Source organism: Kiloniella majae, assembly GCF_002118315.1.
Classification (GTDB): domain Bacteria; phylum Pseudomonadota; class Alphaproteobacteria; order Kiloniellales; family Kiloniellaceae; genus Kiloniella; species Kiloniella majae.
The window spans coordinates 422,822-444,241 of sequence record NZ_MTSZ01000001.1 but is presented as its reverse complement, the minus strand read 5'-3'; the positions used below and the strand labels follow the sequence as shown (position 1 = coordinate 444,241).

Here is a 21,420-nt window from a genome sequence, read left to right as displayed (position 1 = left end):
TCAAAACTATCAAAAAATTTCATTAGTCATAAGCATCTAATCACATCAAAATAAAGTCCATCGTTTTTCTGGTGGAGATTTTCCGGCGATGATTGATGTGTCTGTTTTGCCGTTGTTTTTGACGGCGATTTTCTTTGTGGTTATTGCACCGGGGCCTGATCTGGTTTTGATTACGGCTTATTCATCTACTCGTGGATTTCGCTTTGGTTTGATGATTTCTCTGGGGATTTTTGTTGCGGGTGTTATCCAGACGTTGCTGGTTGCTGGTTGCTGGTTGCTGGTTGCTTTTGGCCTTGGTCAACTTATGCAGGCAATGCCGAACGTTGCGCTTGGAGTGAAAATTATTGGTGCCTGCTATTTGGGATGGTTGGGATATAAGCGTTTGCTGTGTTGGTATCGGCATGAAGAGAAGCCTTTTGATCAGCCTGATGATATTTCTTTGAGCAAGTATGATCTTGTGTCCAAGGGACTTTTTAGTAATTTGCTAAATCCGAAGGCTTTACGCTCATTTTCTCTTTTCCTGCCTCAATGCACGACTGGAACAGGCGGCTTAACTTCGCAAATTTTAGCCCTCGGTTTTCTTCTTTCCGGTTTTGCACTGGTGATTAACTGCGGGTTCTCACTCTTTTTTAGCCAGATTGGGAAAGTTCTTGGCAACAAGCTCAAATCAACTCGGAACCTTGGAAGACATGTCAATGGTTTGCTGCTTAGTATTGTTTTTGTCGGGTTGGCAACGCGACTGGCTGTTTCGCGCTAAAGCAATGTAAGTATTTGATGACATTGTTTTAAAGTCATTATTATTCCAGAATTCACCCTTAAAAAAACACAAATGAGAACGAGAGTTGAAAACTCTAAAATTCTATCTCATTTATTTTAAGGTGTATTGAGTGATGCGTATTTCACTGCAAAATTTCCAAAGGGCTATTGGCGTCTTTTGTCTGGTTATCAGTGCCTCATCTGCCGGGGCGGCAGATCGTATTGTAGAAACAGTCATAGGCTTAGAAGAAAGTATCGGAGGGCGTATCGGTGTTGCTGTTTATGACCTGCAGACAGGGCAAAACTGGGAATACCGATCAGATGAAAAATTCCCTATGTCCAGTACTTTCAAGCCTTTTGCCTGTGCTGCGTTGCTGACCCAGAACGAGAGAAAGGACGAAACGCTGGAACGTATGGTTTCTGTCTCAAGAGATGATCTTGTTTCCTATTCACCGGTTATCGAGAAGTATGCGGATGATGGAGAAGTATCATTACGGATGTCATGCGAAGCAACGGTTTCCATCAGCGATAACACTGCTGGTAATCTTGTTCTGAAAGAAATCGGTGGCCCCGAAGGGTTTACAAAATACATGCGATCAATCGGGGACAATACCACACGGCTTGATCGGTGGGAGACAGCACTTAATGAAGCACAGCCGGATGATTTACGGGATACAACATCGCCAAAAGCCATAGCAACAAGCCTGCAGAAACTGCTTCTTGAAGATGCTTTATCTCCTGAAGCCCGCATAGAGATAACGAATTGGATGCTTAATGATCAGGTGGCTGATGATCTTTTCCGATCCAGACTGCCCAAGGAATGGAAAATCGCTGATAAAACAGGCGCTGGCGGCTTTGGATCGCGAGGAATCATTGCTGTTATCTGGCCGCCTTCACGTAAGGCTGTGGTTGCTTCGGTATATATGACAGGAAATGACGCAGACTTTAAAACCCGAAATGCTGCCATTGCAGAAATTGGGGCTGCAATTTTTGAAACGCTGGAAGAGTAATTTTCCGTTCTTGTGGAGAACAATGAATTTGTTACTTCATGTCTGTTTCGAATTGTTCTTTTTAGGTAAGAGAACAATGATAAAGTATTAAAGAGCTAAACTAGATCCCAGATTGAAAAGCCCTGCTCCATATCGTGATCCTGTTGGGGCAGGGTGTCTGGTTGAAGCTCTGTTACCTCTGGCGGATGATAGCTGAGGATATCATAAACCTCGTGATGGGTGATCAACAGGTAATGAGTTGGGGCCCGCTTTTCAAAGCGGTTATAACTTTCTTTGTCCAACCATTTGAAAAATTTGGAATTTTGCACCGTAAACAAACCATAGCCAGTTGAGGCCACAAGCGAGGGGTCCATGGTTGCCAGCATCCTCAAACGATAGCTTTCGGTGGATTGGCGATAACTTACGGTTTTGGGGAAGCTGATACAAAATCGGGCCTTTTGTTCTGCCGATGCCTTTTCTTTGTCGTTGGAATCATTCTCAACCAGCAGCGTAATTTTTTTGTTATTCTCGATCAGGCCGAGTGTGGTGATTTTTTTTGGCAGGGCCGGCGTGGTTTCATAAAGGCTGTAGATTTCGCGCTTTTTCTTCAGGACCTTGTTCTTAAAGGCAATACTGCTTTTTCGTGGAGAAAGTTTTTTGGCGCTTGATGTTAGAAAGTTGAGAACGCCTCCACCCGTTTTACCATAATCGTCAGGAACCGTCTGGCTGGTCAGGCGCTTGAGCAACAGGCGGAAGTGGAACATTTCAAGCTCCATCCGACCACTTTCTTTGGGATCAAAGATGTCAAAAATGCTCACCTTTCGGCGTACGGCATCCAGCTTGATGTCATAGAGGTTGAAATGATGCTCGCGAAAACGGGGGCCGCGCCCTGAAATCATTTCATCAATTTCTGTTTCCAACAGCCGTTTTGTCTCTGGATTACATTCATCAAGTAAAAAGCGTTCTGCCAGATTTGGTTTCATTCGCGGGACATTTCTTTTTGTCAGATTAATGCCCATATAATTTTCGCAGGCATTAAGGAGCTATCACGGCTTATTCCACTTCGGACAATAGCCCCGCATTATTACAGAATTGTTTTGTTTGATTAAAAAATTGACCCGAGAGTAGTTTTTAACCCCCAAGAGTAATTTTTAACCCAGATCATCAAGTCTCACAGTCTTTTCTGGGGCCAAAACCAGCGAGAGCTTTCTGTAGAGCTCAAAAAAATCTGAATAGGGAATGGTGTATTGATGGTTTGGGGTTAGGGTGTATGGACATGTCTGTTTTGATACTTCAAACAGTTGAATCAACATGCCGCCGTCAACCAGAATGCGATCCGGTTTTTCGCCGTTAAATTTATTCTTCAAACGGCCCCAAAAGGTTCTGTCCCGATCAATAATTCCGCGCATCACCTTGAGTTTTTCTTCTGTCGCGATGATCAGGTTCTCTGGGCTATAGGTGGCAGTAGAAAGAAATTTTGTAACCCCATGCGTGATTGCATCTCTGAAACCAGAATTTTTGTGGGGGTCACTATATTTTTTTATATTCATTTCCCGATACCCCATTATCCAGATGTAGGCGAAATCACCTGTGATGCTTGGTTATAAAGCGCCCTTAGCTCGGCATGATCAATTTCATAAAGCTTCTGCCGGTCAATAGTGATGGCAGGTGTTTCTTCAACAGTATCGTAAAGTTGCTGGATAACGGTACCATCCAACGTAATGAGACGAGGATCATTACCAGCCATTCTATTATAGAGACGCCCGAAGAAGCTGGCTTCTTGCTCCCGGATCTGATCAAGTTGGTTCAGTCGGTTGGACAGGTGAATTAGCAAGTTTTCCGGGCTGTATTCTTGGGTGCGAACGGCTTGGGTATAACCGCGGGCAACTTTCATATTTAGTGGTTCTTCCAGGGGCGGTTTCCCAAAGAGGAAAAGCCAGCTTTTGGGCGCAGCGTTTTGCCAATAATCCCGACAATAGTTAAACAGGAATGTTTCCTGTTTCTTTGCTTTTTTCATCTGGTTTGACCTGCTTATAATTGATTGGATCAAAATTGAAGATGGTAAAGTAGTTCCTTGCGCTTAAGTGGAAAAATTATAGACGTTATTAGAGTGGTGACGTACCCTGCATGTCGTTTTATGCAGGGTACTTTTAAAGTGTCACAACAATGCAAAAAAATTACATTAAGTCGTTTCGGTTCTATATTACTGAACAGGATTGAGCGTTAGATTGACAGGGCTTTCATATTGATTGTCAGCACCAGATGCAGAATCGATCGCGCTGCTGATCCCTAGTGTGAGCACAACATCAAGGGCGATGCCGGCAGCTCCTGAACCACTTTCCCAGCCACTGTCATTGATGTAGGTAGCCGTCTGGTAACCATCTTTGTTACAGGTAATTGTAATGTCTTCTTTGGTTCGGGTGATATTAACGCTTCCGGGGGTATTCGGAACTCTGCCAATTTCAACGCCTTTGCGTTCTAGAATACAGCTCGCACCAGGAGGGTTTGTATTTATGGTTATATCCTGATCTGTACCGTTAACGATAGAAGAACAGCCACTAAGGCCTAGGCCAACAAGCCCCATTGTGATGAAACGCCCGATATACATATGAAGTTATCCAAGAAAAAGTTAGTTGGAAAAACAATCTATCAGAGTGAAATTGCAATTGCATCCCATAATATGGGCTATGCCCGACACTGCGCGAGATAGTTTATTATCTGTCTCTCTATGCAGTTAAGCTGAGCATGAGGAGTGTTTCGTCAGGCAAAATATAGTTTGCAAGAGTGGGAATATAATAACAGCGAACGCAATCGGGGAAAAAATCCGGCATTTTGTCGGTACTCAGGCCAACAGCCATCGTAAGGCAATCAGACAGATTATACCGGATAGCACGCTGAGCATCAGCGAATATCGCAAGGCGATGATGCCGGCGATGACAATGGAGAGTGCTTCGGCTGGGCCGTTGGTCACAAGTGACGGCGCAACCAGGGCCGCCAAAACGGCGGTGGGGACAGCTTCGAGCGCTGCTTCGAGGCGGTGGTGCGTTGTGCCAAAACGTGAGAGGACCAAATGGCCACCTGTTCGGGTCGCATAGGTTGCCAGAGCACAGGCGAGGATCAAGAGAACCGTATTATCATGCATTTGCTGTTTCCTCTTTCGTGTTTCCTTTAGCAGGTTTGCTTAAGGCGGCTGCAGTTATTAATCCGGCGATACCACCAAGGGTGATGTGCCAGGGGCTTCCGACCGTAAACCAGGCGAGCAAAGAAATGCTTGCGCTAATAGCAAGAACAGGGATGAAGTTCGGACGCTTGTGAAAGCCAGCGACAAGACCAGTGAAATAAAGCGGCAGGATAAAATCCAACCCATAGTCGTAAGGTGATTCAATGAGGGAACCAAACAGAGCACCAATGCAATTGGCTGCAAGCCATGTGGAATAAATCATCGCTGCATAGGCAAAGTAATATGCTGGTCTCAGCCCGGATTTTGCGGCACGAGATTCAGAGGATGCAAATTGCGGATCGACCAATAGGAAAAAGGCCAGAGCTTTTTGAAGTGGTGAAAAAGCTCCCATTGTTCGCCCAATTGATGCTGAGTAGAGTACATGGCGAAAATTAACGGCAAAGACGGCGAGAACAATGGACCAAGCGGGAACATTTTGGCCCATCAGGTCGATCATGACGTACTGACTGGCGGCGGCATAGATTGACAACGAAGTAAGCATGGTTTCCCCAAAGCTCAACCCACTTTCAATAGCAACAGCGCCAAAAACCGCAGCAAAGGGGACAATGGCAAACAGAATTGGTGAGACATCCTTGATGCCATCTTTTATGTCTGATGCCATATTGGTTTTAGAGTTTACCGCCAATGTCCTGTCCGGGACGATAATGGTCTCTGATGCATATGTTTTGTCGCTCATACGACGTGCTCCCTAACAAAGTACAAACTCTCGGCCATGGAGTGATCGGCTTTGAGGTTTCAGGTGTCATAACGCCAATGATCTGGTGTTTGCACGAACTGAAATCTTGACTTTTGTTCGTTAAATAAGAATATTGTTCAGCATAATGAACGATTGTGTATTGTTCGTCAAATAGAACGTTTGTCTTTTATAAAGAACAGAGTTGTTGATATGACCCCGGTATCTTTGATTGCAACTGCGATACAACGCGAACGCACCCGCGCCAAGATGAGCTTGTCCGCATTGGCTTCCCAGGCGGGTGTTGCCAAATCAACCCTCTCTCAGTTGGAAGGCGGACAGGGCAATCCCAGTCTTGAAACGCTTTGGGCGATAGCCTCTGCGTTGAATATTCCGCTCAGCTTTTTGTTTGAGACACCGAAGTCAGATTTCAGAATTATCAGGGCCGACGAAGAGGATCAGTTGTCGTCTGATCTGTCGGAACTTTCTTCAACCCTATTGGCAGATTGTCCAACATCTTGCCGACGGGATCTCTATCGCGTTTATCTTAAAAGCGGCTCGGTGAGAGAGGCGGCGGCCCATACACAAAACACAGTTGAGCATGCTTTTGTTTGTCGCGGACAGGTCCGCCTTGGCCCCGAGGGCAATTTGCAAGAATTAACTGAGGGTGACTATTTTCGCTATCCTGCGGATGTGAAGCATTCCTATGAAGCACTATCAGACAAGGCGATGCTTATCCTGATAATGGAAAACCCTGGGTAGGGCAAAATGAAGATCGGGTATGCGCGGGCATCGGGGGAGGGACAGAATTTGGATCAGCAGGTTGCAGCGTTGAAGGCTGAGGGCTGCGAAAAGGTTTATTCTGAAATTCTGGCGTCCAATCGGGTCGTTTGTCCTGCTTTGGAAGATGCTTTGGCTGAATTGAGTGTTGGCGATAGTCTGGTGGTTTGGCGGTTGGACAGGCTTGGGCGTCGTACTGTTGATCTGATTACCTTTCTACAGGATATACAATCGCGGGGAATTTATTTTCAATCGCTCTGTGAGGGACTGAATTCGGGGACGCCGCTTGGGAAGATGTTTCATGGTTTCATTGCGGCACTGGCGGATAACGAACGGGACCTGTCCATAGAGCGAACACTTAAGGGAATGGAAAGCGCCACCCCCCGTAAAACGAGTACCCGAAAAACGGAAGCCGAGCAGGCAGAAAAACAGAAAACGGGCGCTCAGGTCACAGCCTCTAAGGCGAGGAAAACCAGCCAGGAAAACAAAGGCGGTAAATCAAAAGTCTTGTCCAGACAGGATATTGAAGCTGCGATTGTACTTTTGTCGCCATCAGATGCATACGGCACAAGGCCAACTCTATCTGCCGTGGCAGATGCGTTGAATACCAGCAAGACGGCTTTATCGCGTCGCCTTAAAGAGCTTGATCTGGATAAAGCCTGTTCCAGTTGATCAGAGAAAGTCAAAAGACAAGAAAAACGCAACGTTGGCTTCTCTTCTGTTTCCATGGATTGCCTTTATAGACCGTCTGTATACACGATATCACTGCCCCGGATTATTGTCTCGGATTATTGTCCCGGGAGAAAATTCCATGTAAATTAACGTTCACAGTTGCTCACTTATATAGCGATTTATGTGATCGTTCTAATGATCAGTTCGGAGCAAGCAGGAAGTGTTTAATGACTTCGTAGCTCTGAAATAAGATGCTGCATTTCGCCTTCGGAAAACTCGAATTCTGGTCCTTCTTCCATTGCCGTAAGTTGCATCAACTTGCAATCAAGGTAGCGAGAAAGTTCGCTGCGATGATTATGGTGGATTTTACCGGCAAGCTTTGCGATTTTACGCGCGCGGTACCCTTGCGCCATTTCTTTTCCCAAAGCTTCACTAAGATTTTTTGCACTGTAGGCCACGATTTGAACTCCTTTAAGCCCCAACTCTTTTTAAGTCTCAACTCCTTTAAGAGTGAGATTAAGCACTGGCAACACAACAACAAATAAAACCGCACTGGAAGAGGCTCGGGATATTTATTTATGTCACCAGAGTGACCGATTTGATTTCCAAGCCTAGCGAACAGGGTACTCAAAATGCCTGAGGAGTACCAGAATATGCCAAAATAAACATAAAAAAGAGATGCATTCAAAGGCATCCAGCCTTCAAGGAAAACGATCTTGAAAGCAACCTGAAAACATCCTGTTCGTCTGGCTTTTTTATCGTGTATTTTTTTGTGATTTCACCGATTTATAAAAGCCAGACCTTGAGTATAGTCAGCGGAATATTAACAAAATCCTTAAGGGTTTTGGGCTTGTTCCGTACTGTTTTCCCTAATTGTTCATATGCTGTGAAACAAGTATTTGTTTTTACATGTTTTTAGCGATGTGGATCAAAAACAGAATTTAATTATAGCACGGTTTTATCTTTTTTGCCTGTCTGATTGGAAGTGAATTCATAAAAATGCAACATTAGAGTCACATAACGGGCGTAGAGTTTTCTCATGAAAATAAAAGTGCTCGAATAAAGCTGAACAAATATAGCCGGGGAGGGCGTTATGTTTTGGGATGAGACGTCTGATAATGCGGCACTGGTGCCGTTCTTGCCATTGCGTATACGCTTGGCCAGGTTCTGGTCAAAGTTTAGTGCAAACTTTAAAGCTGATCACAAAAAAATACCAAAAAATTCAGCCAGAAATCCGGCCAGAGATCCAGCCGACAGAACAGATTGAGTATTACCTCGTTTAGATGAAATGCTGACAGGTAAGCAGATTATTAAGTGCCTCCTGAAATTGAATCTCTCCAGTCGTTTCTTAACTTGCGTTTTGAGCTAGCCAGTGGTCTGCTACGTCGCCTAATGTTTTGGGCTCTCCATTTTTGATCCAACTCATAAAGGCCCTGTTAAATTTGAAGCGATCACCGCATTCCGAGTTCATAAATCTTCGGACATTTTGAGTATGTTTGTAGTTTTTCGTAATGGGTGTCTCACGCGTCAACACAGCTGAATGCCAATCAATATTTAAAGTGGTATTTTGGGACAATATTTCCTGTGTTTTTTTCACTTACTTCTCCTGGTTGCTAAACCACCCTGACGATATGATTATATTATTTTTGTAGAATTATGTTACAGGGCGCCATCCACAGATCAAACTTTCCTGTGAAACGAACCCAATGCCATGATAGTGCGCGATGTCATTCTTTGACCAAACCGCGTAATAAATCTCATTTTTCCGGGTAATCAAAAGATCCCAGGGATCACTCTCCTGACCATCGGGACCAGCATAGGTAATCGTATAGGGCCCGATAAAGGGATCCTTATCAGCAGGCACGGTGAGAACCTTTGGAGGAGTATCTGGTTTCTCAAAATTATCCGGGATAGCAGTACCTTTGCAGACAATATGGACATCTTCCTGTGCACTGAATGCCCAACGAGCGTTGAGTATGCCGCTGGAGCTGTCGGCGAACGTATAGGTAACTGCGCCGATGGGATTGTTCAGCATATCGGATAAAAGAGGCATGATTATTTCTCAAAAAATTATAAAGAATGTCGCAAGAAAAACAGAGGGCCAAGAAAAACAGAGGACCAAGACGGAACTTTTGTAGGGCAGTGTCATAATAATAGATTAGATTGGTATCTATTATAAAGGAAAAGGGTTATTCTTTTTGTACTGGTTGCTCGCATAGATATTCCCGTTCTCCCAATAGGTGAGGTGAATGACAAAGTATGTAACGGCACACTTTGATGCTAACGATGTTCTTGAATATGCGACAGACAGTATTCTGGTTACAGATTGCGATCTGGATGCTCCTGGGCCAAAAATAATTTATGTGAACCAGTCATTTGAAAAGATGACAGGCTGGTCCCGGGCAGAAATTCTGGGGAAGTCTCCCCGCGTTTTACAAGGCGAAAAAACAGACCATCATATCTTTGATAATATGAGAGAAACCCTTGCTGCGGGAGAGGTATGGGAAGGGCAAACGATTAATTACCGCAAAGATAGTTCCGAATTTATGATGGAATGGAGTATTTCAACTGTTTTAGATCACTTTGGAAAGGCTACTTGTTATGTTGCCGTACAGCGCGATATATCAAGACGCGTTGAAACAGAGAACAAGTTGGTTCAGGCCCGCTATGAAGCTGCGGAAGCCAATCGAAAACGGATCAATCTGGCCCGATACTTTTCACCGCAAACAGCAGAGCATCTATCGGAACACGATAATCCCTTGGGCCAGATGCGTCGTCAGAATGTTGCTGTGTTGTTTATTGATATCCAGGGATCGACAACGATTGCTGAGAAGCTGGATCCCGAGCGCGTTGTGGCTATTTTACAGTCCTTCTACACCCGAATGGCCAAAGTGATTTTTTCCTATAGCGGGTCAATCGAACACTTTGCCGGGGACTCATTGTTGGCAATATTCGGGATGCCGGAAGCCGGAAATAAAGACGCCGTCAATGCCCTGAAATGCTCTTATGATATGGTCAAAGAGCTTGATCGGTGGAATGAAAAACGCATAACACAGGGGCGTGAAAAGATCGTTGCAGATATCTCTGTTCACTATGGTGAAGTGGTGTTGGGGGACATTGGCGTTCGGGAGTCCATGAGCTTTACAGTCATTGGTGATACGGTCAACACCACAAGCAGGCTTCAGGAGCTTTGTCGCAAGTTCGATAAGCGGGTTCTGGTCAGCGAAGATATCCTGAGACAGGCAGAATTCGAAGGTCTTAAAAGCTGGCGGAATTACTATTGTGATGAAGGCACTCATAAGGTCAGAGGCCGTGAAGAAGCTATTAGTGTATATGGCGGGATTGACCCGGAATAAAAATATTCCCTCATGAGAGTGATGGTTATTTTAGACATTCGTAAAACTCATGAAGTGATGAAAAGATATCGTTTTTCTTCGCGCTTTCACAAATGCTATCTCCTAACCTGAATATAGGTTAAGGCTCGTTAGGCGAGCAAAAGCAACCGTAGTTGCGTTCGGAGATAAAGTAATGACAAACGATAACATTCAGACCAATGCCTTTTTGGGGAAAAATGAAATCCGCGCCCAGTTCTCGCAGGCAATGTCAGCGATGTACAAGGAAGAGGTTCCAGCCTATGGCGAGTTGATGGATCTGGTGGCCGATGTCAATGCGGCGTCTCTGGAACAAGACAAGGATCTTCGTGATCAACTGACCCACACCGATGGTCTGGACCGTATTACCGAAGAACGCCATGGGGCTATTCGCGTCGGCACAGAAAAAGAGCTTTTTACCCTGCGCCGCCTTTTTGCGGTCATGGGCATGGAGCCTGTCAGTTATTACGATTTGTCCGTTGCGGGTATCCCTGTGCATTCCACAGCTTTCCGCCCGGTGGATGAGGTTGATTTGAACCAGAACCCGTTCCGTATTTTCACATCTTTGTTGCGCCTGGAACTTATTGAAGACGAAGCACTTCGGGTTGCGGCACAAGAGGTGCTGGACAACCGTGAAATCTTTACCACAGCAGCTTTGAACCTGATTGACCGGGCCGAAGCACAGGGCGGATTGAACGCCGAAGATGCTACACAGTTTGTCACCGAAGCACTGGAAACATTCCGTTGGCATACTAAAGCCAACATAGACAAGGAACTTTATAACAGACTGCATGATGAACATCGCCTGATTGCAGATATTGTCAGCTTCCATGGTCCGCATATCAATCACTTGACCCCGCGGACATTGGATATTGATGCTGTTCAGGTGGGAATGCCACAGCGCGGTATTGATCCCAAAGCTGTTATCGAAGGCCCACCGCAGCGTAAATGCCCGATCCTGTTGCGCCAGACATCATTCAAGGCTTTGGAAGAAAAGGTGTTCTTCAAACAAGCTGATGGAAAGTGGGAAGAGGGATCACACACTGCCCGTTTTGGTGAGATCGAACAGCGTGGTATTGCCCTGACCCCGAAAGGCCGTACGCTCTATGACGAGCTGCTGGATGAAACCCGCGCAGGTGTGCGGGCAGGAGAGGGTACTTACGAGGATCTGCTGGTTGAAAGCTTTGCGGCCTTTCCAGACACCTATGAGGAACTGCGTACGGAAGGGCTTGCATTTTTCCGTTATTCGCTAACTGAAAAGGGCGTTGAAATTTCCCGATCCGTAGGTGTTTCCGGCACCGTTGATGGCTTGTTGGAAGCAGGCATCTTGCGTATGGACCCTATTGTCTATGAAGATTTCCTGCCAGTATCAGCAGCGGGCATTTTCCAGTCCAACCTTGGTGATGGTGGGGCAGGGATTGTTTACAGTAACCCAAGTCAGGCCGCATTTGAAAAAGCCTTGGGTGCGGAGATTTTGGACGAGCTGGCTCTCTATGCCGAACTGGAACAGGCATCGTTGACACGTTGTCTTGAGAAGCTGTCTGAAAAATCTCTTCCATCTCAAGAAGCGTCAGAAGCAGCGTAAGAAAAGCAGGTGACGTAAGAAATGATGGCTATGTAAGGCACCTCTGCTTATAACATTGCCAATATTGACGGGTGCCCTGATACATGTCCTGTTTTGGGGCACCTTACTGTTTTAAAACCAGAGTTTATCAAAATGACAACCCCGACCTTGCAGACTCTTGTGACCCAGCAAGACCTTGACGCCCTGAATGATATTGTTGGTGAAAAAGGACTGTTGCGACCAGACAGAAGTAGCAAGGGTGATTTTGCCCCTTATGAAAGCTGTGTACGCTATGGTTCGGGGGAGGCCGCTTTTGTTGTGCGTCCGGGGAACAGTAAGGAGACCTCTCGGGTGCTGGCTTATTGTTATGGGCGGGGTATTACTCTTGTGCCACAATCCGGCAATAGTGGTTTGGTTGGGGCCTCGACACCTGATAGTTCGGGCACTCAGGGCGTTCTCAGTTTTGATCGCCTGACAGAAACGAGTGCGCTTCAAGCTACTGATGCAGAGATAACTACCTCTGAGCAGATTATTTTTGACGAAGAAAACCGTTCGGTCACGGTGGGGGCTGGTGTGCGTCTGTCTGATCTGAATGCCTTTCTGGAACCCAAGGGCTATGTTTTCCCGATTGATCTTGGCGCTGATCCTCGCATAGGGGGGATGATCGCGACCAACACTGGTGGTGCCCGGTTCTTACGTTATGGTGATGTGCGCCAGAATACCTTGGGGGTAAAGGTTGTTTTGGCTGACGAAGCTGGGACTGAGCTTGATTTCATGTCGGGTCTGCGCAAGGACAATACGGGTATTGACTGGAAGCATCTGTTTATTGGGACCACAGGTGTTCTGGGTGTCGTAACAGAAGCCGTATTAAATGTCGTCCGCTTGCCACAGCAATCTACGGCCGCGCTGTTGGTGCCCCGGGATGAAGCCGCTGTCCTCAAGCTGTTGCTGGAAATGGAAGAACGCTGTGATACCAACCTGACCGCCTTCGAAGGTATGTCGGCTGAGGCGATCCGCGCCGCTTTTGATCATGTGCCTTCGCTACGTAATCCCTTTCCCGGAGGTGAGATTCCGGATTATGTGCTGTTGGTCGAACTGTCCCGAACCTGGGCCAAACGCGAAAGCGAGCAGAGTTTGGACGAGTTGATGGAAGTGGTGTTGGCAGAGATCTGGGAAGATGCAGATGCGCCACTGGAAAATGCCTTTATTGGGCGTCCCGAAGAAATGTGGGCCTTGCGGCATGCTCTTTCCGAAGGGGTGAAACACGCCGGTAAGCTGGTGGCTTTTGATGTGTCATTCCGTCGTGGCGACCTGATGAAGTTTCGGGCCTTTATGGCGAAGGAATTGCCGGAAGAATTCCCGAATGTGCGGATCTGTGATTTTGGTCATGTGGGTGATGGTGGTCTGCACTTTAATCTTTCGATCCCACAGGATGATGCTCGTCTAGACGATGAAAGCTTTATTTCGTCTATACGCGAATGGGTGGTCCGGATTGTGGTGGAAAAATACAACGGCAGTTTTTCTGCCGAACATGCCATAGGGCGAAGCAACCAAGGATTTTACGATAGCTACACCCCAAAAAAGGTCAAAGAACTGGTCGCGCAGATAAAGAACGTTTTGTCACCGGGTGCCCTCGGCGATGTTAAATTGGGCTAGAAGGTTTAAGCTTCTTGTCTGGTTGCCTTTTTCTCCTCTAAGCTGCATCCTGTAATTGCTGATTGGGGGCAGGATGAAAGCTATTTTATTTATAGTTGTATTTGTTGTTGTAAAATTTGTGTATGTTTCAGTATTAAAATTTCTGATGCTTAGTTGGTTTACTGTAACGACTAGATTTATGGAAAATGTGCTTTCGAACACACCTAATGGTGCTGACGATGCAATATTATGGGGACGCATTCTCGGCTTTGTCTCTCATCCCATGCTCTGGTTTGTTATTTTAATGGTGAATTATGGAAACAGTTAACACGTTGGTTTAGCTTAATAGGCAGGCTCTTTAATAATTAGGAATGTAATAGGGCGCGCCAGTCATCATGTCTCTGTATTTTCCCTCTGTTACCAGTTCAAGGATAGTGTTCGAGAAGGAGTTCATAAGTTCCACGCCTTCCTCATCCGGGTAAAAGGTAAAAGAGCCACCCCAAAAATCGATAACTTCACCGTGGTGCAGACCTTCCAACAGCCCCTGTTCCCTGAGTGTCGGCACCCAACCAGTTTGGATAATGCCGGCATCGACCCTTTTGCCAAGGAGCATTGGGGGAATGAGCTCGTTACCGTTTGTAATTGATTTTGTTATGTTGGTGCTTTTTTCCAGCTCTATTGGAATGCCGTAACCCCTTGCACTGACAACACTCTTACCTTCTAAATCGGCAACTTGATGTGCAACTGGGTCTTCTTCTCTCGTGAAAATATAATACCCACCCATAATGATTGGCATGGAATATATGGGGAGGAATGTATAACCGGCTTCTTTAAATCTGTCTGCCTCGCCACTGATAATATAGGGCCAGATGATGTCAATTTCCCGTTTGAAAAACAGGTTTTGGCATCGTAAAGAAGGCGCGAATTGCAACTCGAATGTGTGCCCGGTTTTATCGGAAATCCGTTTTATAACTTCCTGATAAAAATTAAACAGCGGCTGAGGACCTTCTTTATCCTTTGTCATCCCGCCCGGAATTTCAACGGTACAGACGCTGTAGTTCTTCGCATGTGAATGGGATGGACTAAGTATCAGGAACAGGACTGATACGATATATAACGCGGATAACTTCTTCATCTCTTGCCCTGAACAATAACACCTAGTGAACGCAATATTGGTCAGGATACAGGCAAATCCTTAGTGATTTAATAACGGATGAAATTGAAGCGCTTTCTGACGAATTAATGCAAAAGAGTCAGTACTTAAGATGAATATGGAATGTTATCCTTTACACAGAATCTAAACACTTAACCCACTCTCAACAGCCCGGTCACTGCGTCGGGATGCGATAAGAACGACGAGCGCGATGGTGATGATTATCAGGGAAAGCTGGATGGCTGTTTGATAGCTGTAGGCACTGGCGATAAGGCCCATGGAGACATTGCCTAGCATGCCGCCGAGGAAGAGGCTGTTCATGTAGAGAGAGGTGGCGCGGCCCAGACGGCCATTGGCAAAGCTTTGGACAAAGGTGATGCTGACACCCGCGAATATACCGTAGTAAAGACCTTCCAGCGCGGCACCCACTACCAACTGGGGCAAACTGTCCACTTGGGAGAGGATATAGAAGGTCGGCATGGCGATCAGTGTTGCTGCGTAGAGAGCTGTTCGCGGGCTGTATTTCTGCATGGCATAGGGGATCATAAGAATAACCACCACTTCGGTCAGGCACTTGATCGCAAAGGCCAGTCCCGGTGCATAGGTTGGCAGTTTGGCTTCCTGTGTAAAGTAAAGTGGCAAGGCGGCGCTGGTCAATATGTGTGCCCCGGCAATAAAGAGGCAGGCGGTGGCGGCCAACCATAAACCGTGATTGAGCGATTTATGTTCAGATGATGCTTGTTGCGATGATGGTTCTTTGGCTGCGGCGGTGAAGTCAGTTGGCACAACGAAAAACCACAAAATAACCCAGAGAACGGCAAGAGAGGCTGCGGTATAGAACACGAAACTGTTCCCCCATTGCCCGGCAAGGAAAAAGGACAAAGCCGGTGCCATCATCCAGCCCAGTGAAGTCATGCTGCGCAGGTAGGAATTGTAGGCGGTAATGGCCATGCCCTGTTTTTCGGCATAGGCACGCCCAAAGCTGTACATGAGGGAGGTTGAGGCGTTTGAGAAGCTGAAACAGATACTGATAAAACCGACGATCACCCAATAGGAGGGATACAGCGAAAGGGTCGTTGTTGCGGTCAGAAATGCAAATGCAGATATGGCAATTAGCGGACGTACCCGCGCCCCCTTGTCAAAGCGTTCTCCGAACTGGCGGTTCATCAATAGGGTCAAGACACTGACAAGACCGACATAGATACTGATTTCCCAAGGATCACGCCCTAGTTCATCGATAATGAAAAAGCCCATAAAAGGCACAATCATGCCATTACAGAAAACCCCGATAAAAAGCAGGAGCAAAATAAGATAAGCCTGGCTATTCAGGGGAGTTTTTTCTGGTGTTGTTTCCAAAGCGAGTGTCTTTTCTGCGCGGGGCATCGTTTCGTTGTTTTCTGTTCGTAACTCAGTAAGTCTTGTTTTCAAATATGTTCACGGCATCGCGCAACATGGATGCGGCGGTTGGGGCCGGTTCACGTTCCCAGAGTTTGTGATACATGATGCCATAGATATCGGTGTGAAGCTCTACGGCCATTTCCCAACCTGTGCAATGGGCCAGGAAACTATCTTGTGGCAAAGCAAGAGGGCTAACAGACAACTGGTTATTTTCATATTTAGCAACCAGTTTGATTTGTTTGTTGTTGGCTTGAGCAGATTTCAGATCAGCCTCGGTAATATTTTCGATACCAGTAACATCAACATCTTTGAGGGTAACGGTCTGTCCTAAAATGGCATTGGCAATAATGACCAGTTTGTTCGCAGTATCCCATCCACCGACATCGAGGCTGGGATCAGCTTCGGCAATGCCGCGTTCCTGTGCTTCGGCCAACGCATCGTCGTAGGAACGCCCCGTTGCCATTTCATCCAGAATAAAGTTACTGGTGGAATTGAAAATACCCTGAAGCTTGGTGATATCAGCGACGATCAGATCCCGTCTACCAATATTGAGAATTGGTAAACCGCCACATACCGTTGCGCTCATTTCCAAAGAAGCCCCGGTTTTGGTTGCGATTTTCTGTAACTCTTCATAGGCAAGGGCTACAGGCCCTTTGTTGGCAAGTACAACAGAAATGCCTTTGGACAAAGCAGTGCGGGTGATGCCTAGGCCGGGCTCCCCCGTTTTCAAATCGACAGGAGAGGCTTCGAAAACCAGATCAATTTTAGTATCCTCCAGGATATCCTGAATGGACGCGTCTTTTCTAAAGCCTTGAAAAGAAGAGGCGCGTTCACCGGCCTCTTTTCGGCTGATCATATCCTGTGGATCGAAACCATCGGGATTGATCGCAACACCAGAGCTGTCGGAAACACAGACAATTTGAAAGCTGATACCGTGATTATTCTGTAGCTGTTCTTTTTTATTGATCAGGATCTTCAACAGATTTTTGTTCACCGAGCCAAGGCCAACAACGGCTGCTTTGATAATCATGGAATGTGCTTTCAAAGGAAACTTTGCTAAGGAAGAGAATGTGAATGAAACACCTAAAGAAAGGTCTTTGCAAGTCTGGCGTGTGTGGTTTTGTTTGAAATTAAATAAAAACAGGGCCACTTTAGAATAAGGTCTTTGAGGGGGAGTGATTTGGAAGGCGTTTTTTCAACTCTGTTTTTAATACTGTTTGCGGCTTTTTGGGCGGCGATCAGGAAAACTGTGACACATATTGTCTATAATATTGTTCTCAGGTCGATTTGGCAGGTTCTTAAATGGTGGGCTATGATCTGGGTAAAGACTATTCATTACTTTGCACCCGATTATCCCCGTGTGACGAATATTGTCGGCTCGGTTTTAGCCGTTGCCATTAATCCAATTTCTATCAGCATTGTGGTTTATCACTGGCCTGAAATCAGTCTCTTGATAACTGGTAATTAGAAGCCTTTTTCTTATCGGCCTACTATGCCATCCTTTCTTTCTCTCTTTGGGGCTATATTTATATATCTTTCGCGGGTAGTATAAAGGTCTTTGAGAATAAAACCTCTTAACCAATGAAAAAGGACAAGAGGGTACAATAAAACCTAACAGGGGTTTATAGACTGTTTTCTTTTACAGGACTAAAGAAGAGATCAGTATAGCAATAATGATTCTGGCGTGAGGGGTAAAAACGGCGTTAGGAATCACGCATGAAACGTATTGTAGGTAAAGAATATACAAGGTGCAAACTGGGACAACTGTTGTTGCTTCTGGCTGTATTTTGTGTTTGTCGTCTTTGCATTTCACCTGTTTCTGCTCAAGCAACAATATCATCATCTCAAAACAAAAAACTTGTTGTCGGCGTGTCCGAATGGGCGCCTTATAATGGATATGATCTGCCCGGGCATGGTTTGTTAACGGATATTGTGCAAGTTGCCTTAACGCGAGCTGGTTATGACAGCACAGCAGAAAAGATGCCGTGGTCACGTGTGATAAAGGGCGCGAGCCGGGGAGAAATCGATATCATTCCCGGTATCTGGTACAAAGAAAAACGGGCAAAAACAATCGCGTATGGACCTGTATTGGCAAAGGCAAGATTGGTCCTTATCAGTCATCCTGAATCCCCCTATGTTATCGAGACGCTGGATGACCTTAATCATCTGCGTGTGGGCATTGTGAAAGACTATGCCTACCCTCAACATTTTTTAAATGCGACACATTTTATCAAAGATCTATCACCAAATCTGGATAGTAATCTTAGCAAACTTGCCAGAGGGCGTATTGATGCCGCGTTGGGGGATGAATTGGTTGCTCGCCATACAACTTATCGACTTTTTGAAGGAATGATTGAGTTTCGTTATTCACGCAAGGTATTGGGAAGTAAGGATATTTTTCTAGGAATATCCAAAGCAAACCCGGATCATGAACGCATACTGGATTTGTTTGAGAAAGCGCTTGCGGATATGAAAGCTGATGGCACTTACGATGCGATTTTGACGAAGCACAATATTACACAGGCAGATCGGTCTTCCTGATCATTTGCCGTTCTATGAGGGGACATTTTTTATAGGGTTTATAGGATCTATTTGATGAATATCCTGGTTCAGTTTCTCTATCGTTGTTTAGTCATGTTTGTCTTTTTTCTGTCTGGGACTAGTTATGCCGAGCAAGTTGATGAATCTATTCTTGACAGTATCGCACAGCGCCCCCTTGTAATCGGTGTATCCGAATGGGCACCCTATATGGGGTATGACCTGCCTGAACAAGGCTTTGTCGTTGAGGTGTTGAAAAAAGCGATGGATCGTGCAGGTATTAAGGTTGAAGCAAAAGCCATTCCCTGGTCGCGTGTGCTCAAGGAAACCTATGATGGCAAAGTCGATTTAGTCCCGGGTCTGTGGTATCAAGCCGAACGGGCAGAGAAAATTGCCTATGGTGCGGTGTTAGGTGAAAACAGACTGGTTTTTATCTCTTTAAAAGAGGGCAAACGCAGAGTTAATTCCATTCGGGATCTGGAAAATCTCTATGTTGGTGTGGCACAGGATTATGCCTATCCAAAATCTTTTGCCGAGGCGACACACTTCAAACGAGATGTGTCAAAAGATCTGGAAACAATACTTAGAAAACTTGAAGACGGACGTGTTGACGCCGCGTTGGCTGATGAATTGGTGGCGCGTTATACTGCGAATAAACTCTTCCCCAATCTCAATATGTTTTCTTATGGAACAGAAGCTATTGAGGTAAAGAAACTTTACATCGGAATATCCAGGAAAACACCTGAATATAAACTAATCCTTGAACTGATCGACACGCAACTACGTGCCATGAAAACTGACGGTACCTATCGTAATCTCTTGATTAAACATGGCTTGCAGGATCAAGACAGCTCGTGAAAGCTTTGGGAACGCAATCAATAACAATACGAAAAGCACTATCCCTTTGTTTCTAGGAGTAATACGAACAATACCAGGGTTAAGCAGCGTTAGAGCTTTTATTGCCGGGCCTGTTTCTGGATCTGTTGCTCTTTGAGTTATTGGGTCGGTTGCCCGGTCCGTTGCTTGGCCGACTGCCTGATTTGTTTCCAGCGTTATTGCCCGAACTATTATTGGGTTTACCTTGACTTGGTTTACCTTGGCTGGGGTTGCCCGGATTAGGTTTTCCTGCTGCAGACTTGGATCTTCCGGATGGCTTTTGCGAATTGCCACGACGGCTTTTGTTGCCGGATTTATCGTTTCGGGGCTTACCGTTGCGGGAATTCCGGTTGGGTCTTCCGCCATTCTTTCCGTCTTTTGAACTGCCCGCAGGGGCGGCGGCCATACCTTCTTCGTGGTAAGGATGCTCTTCAAAAACAGGCACGCTTTGACGAATGTTCTTTTCGATATCTTTCAGGTATGCACGTTCTTCATGATCGCAGAAGGAATAGGAAATACCTGTGGCGCCTGCGCGGGCTGTCCGACCAATGCGGTGAACATAACTGTCTGGCTCGTTTGGAAGTTCGAAGTTGATGACATGGGTGACACCATCTACGTCAATACCGCGTGCGGCAACATCAGTGGCAACCAGCGCACGGATCGCGCCATCCCGAAAATCAGCCAGGGCGCGTTGACGGGCATTTTGGGATTTATTGCCGTGAATAGCGGCAGAGGTAATACCCTGTTTTTCCAAAAACTCGGAAACGCGGTTCGCGCCGTGTTTTGTTCTGGTGAAAATTAGAACCCGTTTGATTGCGTCGTCCTTGAGCACATGTCCCAGCAAATCACGTTTACGGCTTTTGGGGACCATCATGACATGTTGTTCAACCTTCTCAGCGGTGGTGGCTGCGGGGGCAACCTCTACACGTACCGGGTTGATCAGAATGGTGTTGGCCAGTGTCGTAACAGACTTCGGCATGGTGGCGGAAAGCAGTACAGTCTGCCGTTTTTCTGGCAGTTCCTTGATGATTTTCTTGATGTCACGGATAAAGCCCATGTCGAGCATCCGGTCAGCTTCGTCAAGGACGAGGAATTCAACTTCGTTTAGTTTAATATGACCCTGTGACATCAAATCCAGCAAACGACCGGGTGTTGCGATCAGGATATCAACACCGGGGGCCATTGCCTTGATCTGTGGTTTTTCGGATGCGCCACCAAAAACGATGGTGCTGCGCAGGTGCAGATATTTGGAATAGTCACGGACGTTATCTGAAATCTGGATCGCAAGTTCACGTGTCGGGGCCAGAATCAAGGACCTTGCTGTCTTGGCTTTGCGCTTGCCTTCGCCTTTGAGCAGATATTGTATCAGCGGCAATGAGAAAGCCGCTGTTTTTCCAGTCCCGGTCTGGGCAACACCAATCAGATCTTTTCCCTCCATAATGTTGGGAATAGCCCGTGACTGGATAGGCGTCATCTGTTCATAACCGCCTTCTTTGATTGCACGGAGAATAGGATCACGAAGGCCAAGGTCGGAAAAATTGCTCATTATCGCCAAATTTCAAATTAAAAGAGTGCGGTCTCACTATAGCTGAATGGCCCTTCTGTCAATCAACGATACTGCGGGGCAGCCATGCCGGGGCTGTATTATGGTGAGGTATTTTGATCATGTGTTGTAGGGGCATATATTATGTCAGGGCCAGCAAGCTATCTGTCTTCATAGCGCAAGAATAAACCGGATAGGTAAAGAAAATAACAAGATGTGGTTAGGATGCAG

Annotated in this window: 25 protein-coding genes; 12 read left to right on the top strand and 13 right to left on the bottom strand. The window is 46.1% G+C overall.

Features of this window, described 5'->3' with window-relative positions; translation table 11 throughout:
• Window positions 1-88 precede the first annotated feature (88 nt).
• Window positions 89-757, top strand: a complete 669-nt coding sequence (locus BKB51_RS02105; protein ID WP_085899436.1) for a LysE family translocator — start codon at window positions 89-91, stop codon at window positions 755-757.
• A gap of 133 nt (window positions 758-890) precedes the next feature.
• Window positions 891-1,766 carry a class A beta-lactamase gene (gene bla, locus BKB51_RS02100; protein WP_085899435.1) on the top strand — a complete coding sequence of 292 codons (876 nt, stop codon included), beginning with the start codon at window positions 891-893 and terminating at the stop codon, window positions 1,764-1,766.
• 95 nt (window positions 1,767-1,861) lie between these two features.
• Here bla and BKB51_RS02095 read toward each other — a convergent pair whose 3' ends face one another.
• The 6 genes from BKB51_RS02095 to BKB51_RS02070 all read right to left on the bottom strand — a co-directional run bounded on the left by BKB51_RS02095 (window position 1,862) and on the right by BKB51_RS02070 (window position 5,662).
• Window positions 1,862-2,728, bottom strand: a complete 867-nt coding sequence (locus BKB51_RS02095; protein ID WP_125911763.1) for a hypothetical protein — start codon at window positions 2,726-2,728, stop codon at window positions 1,862-1,864.
• Between the two features lie 168 nt (window positions 2,729-2,896).
• The gene (locus BKB51_RS02090) at window positions 2,897-3,295 is read right to left on the bottom strand and encodes a hypothetical protein (RefSeq protein ID WP_125911762.1); all 399 of its coding nucleotides are present in this window, start codon (window positions 3,293-3,295) and stop codon (window positions 2,897-2,899) included.
• Window positions 3,296-3,309: 14 nt separating this feature from the next.
• Window positions 3,310-3,762, bottom strand: coding sequence for a hypothetical protein (locus tag BKB51_RS02085; RefSeq protein ID WP_085899432.1), 453 nt, complete (start codon window positions 3,760-3,762; stop codon window positions 3,310-3,312).
• A 186-nt stretch (window positions 3,763-3,948) separates the two neighbouring features.
• Window positions 3,949-4,353, bottom strand: coding sequence for a hypothetical protein (locus tag BKB51_RS02080; RefSeq protein ID WP_085899431.1), 405 nt, complete (start codon window positions 4,351-4,353; stop codon window positions 3,949-3,951).
• Window positions 4,354-4,587: 234 nt separating this feature from the next.
• Window positions 4,588-4,887 (bottom strand): AzlD family protein, encoded by a 300-nt coding sequence (locus BKB51_RS02075; RefSeq protein ID WP_085899430.1) that lies wholly within the window; start codon window positions 4,885-4,887, stop codon window positions 4,588-4,590.
• Window positions 4,880-5,662: an AzlC family ABC transporter permease gene (locus tag BKB51_RS02070; RefSeq protein ID WP_198946602.1), complete on the bottom strand. Its 783-nt coding sequence runs from the start codon at window positions 5,660-5,662 to the stop codon at window positions 4,880-4,882. Before BKB51_RS02070 ends, BKB51_RS02075 begins: the two co-directional genes overlap by 8 nt.
• Before the next feature lie 210 nt (window positions 5,663-5,872).
• Between BKB51_RS02070 and BKB51_RS02065 the strand changes: the two genes are divergently transcribed.
• Together BKB51_RS02065 and BKB51_RS02060 are read left to right on the top strand one after the other, a co-directional pair.
• On the top strand, window positions 5,873-6,421 hold the full coding sequence (locus tag BKB51_RS02065) for a helix-turn-helix domain-containing protein (protein ID WP_085899429.1): 549 nt from the start codon (window positions 5,873-5,875) through the stop codon (window positions 6,419-6,421).
• Window positions 6,422-6,427: 6 nt separating this feature from the next.
• Entirely contained in the window at window positions 6,428-7,111 is a 684-nt protein-coding gene (locus BKB51_RS02060) for a recombinase family protein (protein ID WP_085899428.1), read from the top strand.
• A 224-nt stretch (window positions 7,112-7,335) separates the two neighbouring features.
• Here the strand turns inward: BKB51_RS02060 and BKB51_RS02055 are convergent, their stop codons facing one another.
• Complete coding sequence (locus tag BKB51_RS02055) at window positions 7,336-7,569, bottom strand: hypothetical protein (RefSeq protein WP_085899427.1); 234 nt, start codon at window positions 7,567-7,569, stop codon at window positions 7,336-7,338.
• Window positions 7,570-8,204: 635 nt separating this feature from the next.
• On the opposite strand from BKB51_RS02055, the gene BKB51_RS20695 reads away from it, so the two are divergent.
• Entirely contained in the window at window positions 8,205-8,378 is a 174-nt protein-coding gene (locus BKB51_RS20695) for a hypothetical protein (protein ID WP_158090115.1), read from the top strand.
• Between the two features lie 81 nt (window positions 8,379-8,459).
• Here BKB51_RS20695 and BKB51_RS02050 read toward each other — a convergent pair whose 3' ends face one another.
• Window positions 8,460-8,708, bottom strand: coding sequence for a DUF6434 domain-containing protein (locus BKB51_RS02050; RefSeq protein ID WP_198946601.1), 249 nt, complete (start codon window positions 8,706-8,708; stop codon window positions 8,460-8,462).
• 57 nt (window positions 8,709-8,765) lie between these two features.
• Window positions 8,766-9,164: a hypothetical protein gene (locus BKB51_RS02045; RefSeq protein ID WP_085899426.1), complete on the bottom strand. Its 399-nt coding sequence runs from the start codon at window positions 9,162-9,164 to the stop codon at window positions 8,766-8,768.
• A gap of 196 nt (window positions 9,165-9,360) precedes the next feature.
• Here BKB51_RS02045 and BKB51_RS02040 point away from each other — a divergent pair, with 196 nt between their 5' ends.
• The 4 genes from BKB51_RS02040 (at window position 9,361) to BKB51_RS21230 (ending at window position 14,009) form a co-directional block, all read left to right on the top strand.
• Window positions 9,361-10,467, top strand: coding sequence for an adenylate/guanylate cyclase domain-containing protein (locus BKB51_RS02040; RefSeq protein WP_085899425.1), 1,107 nt, complete (start codon window positions 9,361-9,363; stop codon window positions 10,465-10,467).
• 172 nt (window positions 10,468-10,639) lie between these two features.
• The gene (hglS, locus tag BKB51_RS02035) at window positions 10,640-12,067 is read left to right on the top strand and encodes a 2-oxoadipate dioxygenase/decarboxylase HglS (protein WP_085899424.1); all 1,428 of its coding nucleotides are present in this window, start codon (window positions 10,640-10,642) and stop codon (window positions 12,065-12,067) included.
• 132 nt (window positions 12,068-12,199) lie between these two features.
• Window positions 12,200-13,702: an FAD-binding oxidoreductase gene (locus BKB51_RS02030; RefSeq protein WP_085899423.1), complete on the top strand. Its 1,503-nt coding sequence runs from the start codon at window positions 12,200-12,202 to the stop codon at window positions 13,700-13,702.
• 178 nt (window positions 13,703-13,880) lie between these two features.
• Window positions 13,881-14,009: a hypothetical protein gene (locus BKB51_RS21230; protein ID WP_276327907.1), complete on the top strand. Its 129-nt coding sequence runs from the start codon at window positions 13,881-13,883 to the stop codon at window positions 14,007-14,009.
• Between the two features lie 30 nt (window positions 14,010-14,039).
• Here the strand turns inward: BKB51_RS21230 and BKB51_RS02020 are convergent, their stop codons facing one another.
• The 3 genes from BKB51_RS02020 to BKB51_RS02010 form a co-directional block, all read right to left on the bottom strand.
• Entirely contained in the window at window positions 14,040-14,816 is a 777-nt protein-coding gene (locus BKB51_RS02020) for a type 2 periplasmic-binding domain-containing protein (protein ID WP_125911761.1), read from the bottom strand.
• 162 nt (window positions 14,817-14,978) lie between these two features.
• On the bottom strand, window positions 14,979-16,262 hold the full coding sequence (locus BKB51_RS02015; protein WP_125911760.1) for an MFS transporter: 1,284 nt from the start codon (window positions 16,260-16,262) through the stop codon (window positions 14,979-14,981).
• On the bottom strand, window positions 16,243-17,262 hold the full coding sequence (locus tag BKB51_RS02010; RefSeq protein WP_085899419.1) for a homoserine dehydrogenase: 1,020 nt from the start codon (window positions 17,260-17,262) through the stop codon (window positions 16,243-16,245). Before BKB51_RS02010 ends, BKB51_RS02015 begins: the two co-directional genes overlap by 20 nt.
• 150 nt (window positions 17,263-17,412) lie before the next feature.
• Between BKB51_RS02010 and BKB51_RS02005 the strand changes: the two genes are divergently transcribed.
• From BKB51_RS02005 to BKB51_RS01995, 3 genes are all read left to right on the top strand, one after another.
• Window positions 17,413-17,700 (top strand): hypothetical protein, encoded by a 288-nt coding sequence (locus BKB51_RS02005; RefSeq protein WP_085899418.1) that lies wholly within the window; start codon window positions 17,413-17,415, stop codon window positions 17,698-17,700.
• 248 nt (window positions 17,701-17,948) lie between these two features.
• A complete protein-coding gene (locus BKB51_RS02000) occupies window positions 17,949-18,773 on the top strand; it encodes a substrate-binding periplasmic protein (RefSeq protein ID WP_085899417.1) in 825 nt (274 codons plus the stop codon).
• Between the two features lie 54 nt (window positions 18,774-18,827).
• Window positions 18,828-19,628 carry a substrate-binding periplasmic protein gene (locus BKB51_RS01995; protein WP_085899416.1) on the top strand — a complete coding sequence of 267 codons (801 nt, stop codon included), beginning with the start codon at window positions 18,828-18,830 and terminating at the stop codon, window positions 19,626-19,628.
• Window positions 19,629-19,707: 79 nt separating this feature from the next.
• Here BKB51_RS01995 and BKB51_RS01990 read toward each other — a convergent pair whose 3' ends face one another.
• Window positions 19,708-21,192, bottom strand: coding sequence for a DEAD/DEAH box helicase (locus BKB51_RS01990; protein ID WP_085899415.1), 1,485 nt, complete (start codon window positions 21,190-21,192; stop codon window positions 19,708-19,710).
• Window positions 21,193-21,420: the final 228 nt, after the last annotated feature.

Coding starts and splice junctions, on each gene's coding strand:
- BKB51_RS02105 (WP_085899436.1), top strand. CDS start 89: ATGATTGATGTGTCTGTTTTGCCGTTGTTTTTGACGGCGATTTTCTTT.
- bla (WP_085899435.1), top strand. CDS start 891: ATGCGTATTTCACTGCAAAATTTCCAAAGGGCTATTGGCGTCTTTTGT.
- BKB51_RS02095 (WP_125911763.1), bottom strand. CDS start 2,728: ATGAAACCAAATCTGGCAGAACGCTTTTTACTTGATGAATGTAATCCA.
- BKB51_RS02090 (WP_125911762.1), bottom strand. CDS start 3,295: ATGAATATAAAAAAATATAGTGACCCCCACAAAAATTCTGGTTTCAGA.
- BKB51_RS02085 (WP_085899432.1), bottom strand. CDS start 3,762: ATGAAAAAAGCAAAGAAACAGGAAACATTCCTGTTTAACTATTGTCGG.
- BKB51_RS02080 (WP_085899431.1), bottom strand. CDS start 4,353: ATGTATATCGGGCGTTTCATCACAATGGGGCTTGTTGGCCTAGGCCTT.
- BKB51_RS02075 (WP_085899430.1), bottom strand. CDS start 4,887: ATGCATGATAATACGGTTCTCTTGATCCTCGCCTGTGCTCTGGCAACC.
- BKB51_RS02070 (WP_198946602.1), bottom strand. CDS start 5,662: ATGAGCGACAAAACATATGCATCAGAGACCATTATCGTCCCGGACAGG.
- BKB51_RS02065 (WP_085899429.1), top strand. CDS start 5,873: ATGACCCCGGTATCTTTGATTGCAACTGCGATACAACGCGAACGCACC.
- BKB51_RS02060 (WP_085899428.1), top strand. CDS start 6,428: ATGAAGATCGGGTATGCGCGGGCATCGGGGGAGGGACAGAATTTGGAT.
- BKB51_RS20695 (WP_158090115.1), top strand. CDS start 8,205: ATGTTTTGGGATGAGACGTCTGATAATGCGGCACTGGTGCCGTTCTTG.
- BKB51_RS02045 (WP_085899426.1), bottom strand. CDS start 9,164: ATGCCTCTTTTATCCGATATGCTGAACAATCCCATCGGCGCAGTTACC.
- BKB51_RS02040 (WP_085899425.1), top strand. CDS start 9,361: ATGACAAAGTATGTAACGGCACACTTTGATGCTAACGATGTTCTTGAA.
- hglS (WP_085899424.1), top strand. CDS start 10,640: ATGACAAACGATAACATTCAGACCAATGCCTTTTTGGGGAAAAATGAA.
- BKB51_RS02030 (WP_085899423.1), top strand. CDS start 12,200: ATGACAACCCCGACCTTGCAGACTCTTGTGACCCAGCAAGACCTTGAC.
- BKB51_RS21230 (WP_276327907.1), top strand. CDS start 13,881: ATGGAAAATGTGCTTTCGAACACACCTAATGGTGCTGACGATGCAATA.
- BKB51_RS02020 (WP_125911761.1), bottom strand. CDS start 14,816: ATGAAGAAGTTATCCGCGTTATATATCGTATCAGTCCTGTTCCTGATA.
- BKB51_RS02010 (WP_085899419.1), bottom strand. CDS start 17,262: ATGATTATCAAAGCAGCCGTTGTTGGCCTTGGCTCGGTGAACAAAAAT.
- BKB51_RS02000 (WP_085899417.1), top strand. CDS start 17,949: ATGAAACGTATTGTAGGTAAAGAATATACAAGGTGCAAACTGGGACAA.
- BKB51_RS01995 (WP_085899416.1), top strand. CDS start 18,828: ATGAATATCCTGGTTCAGTTTCTCTATCGTTGTTTAGTCATGTTTGTC.
- BKB51_RS01990 (WP_085899415.1), bottom strand. CDS start 21,192: ATGAGCAATTTTTCCGACCTTGGCCTTCGTGATCCTATTCTCCGTGCA.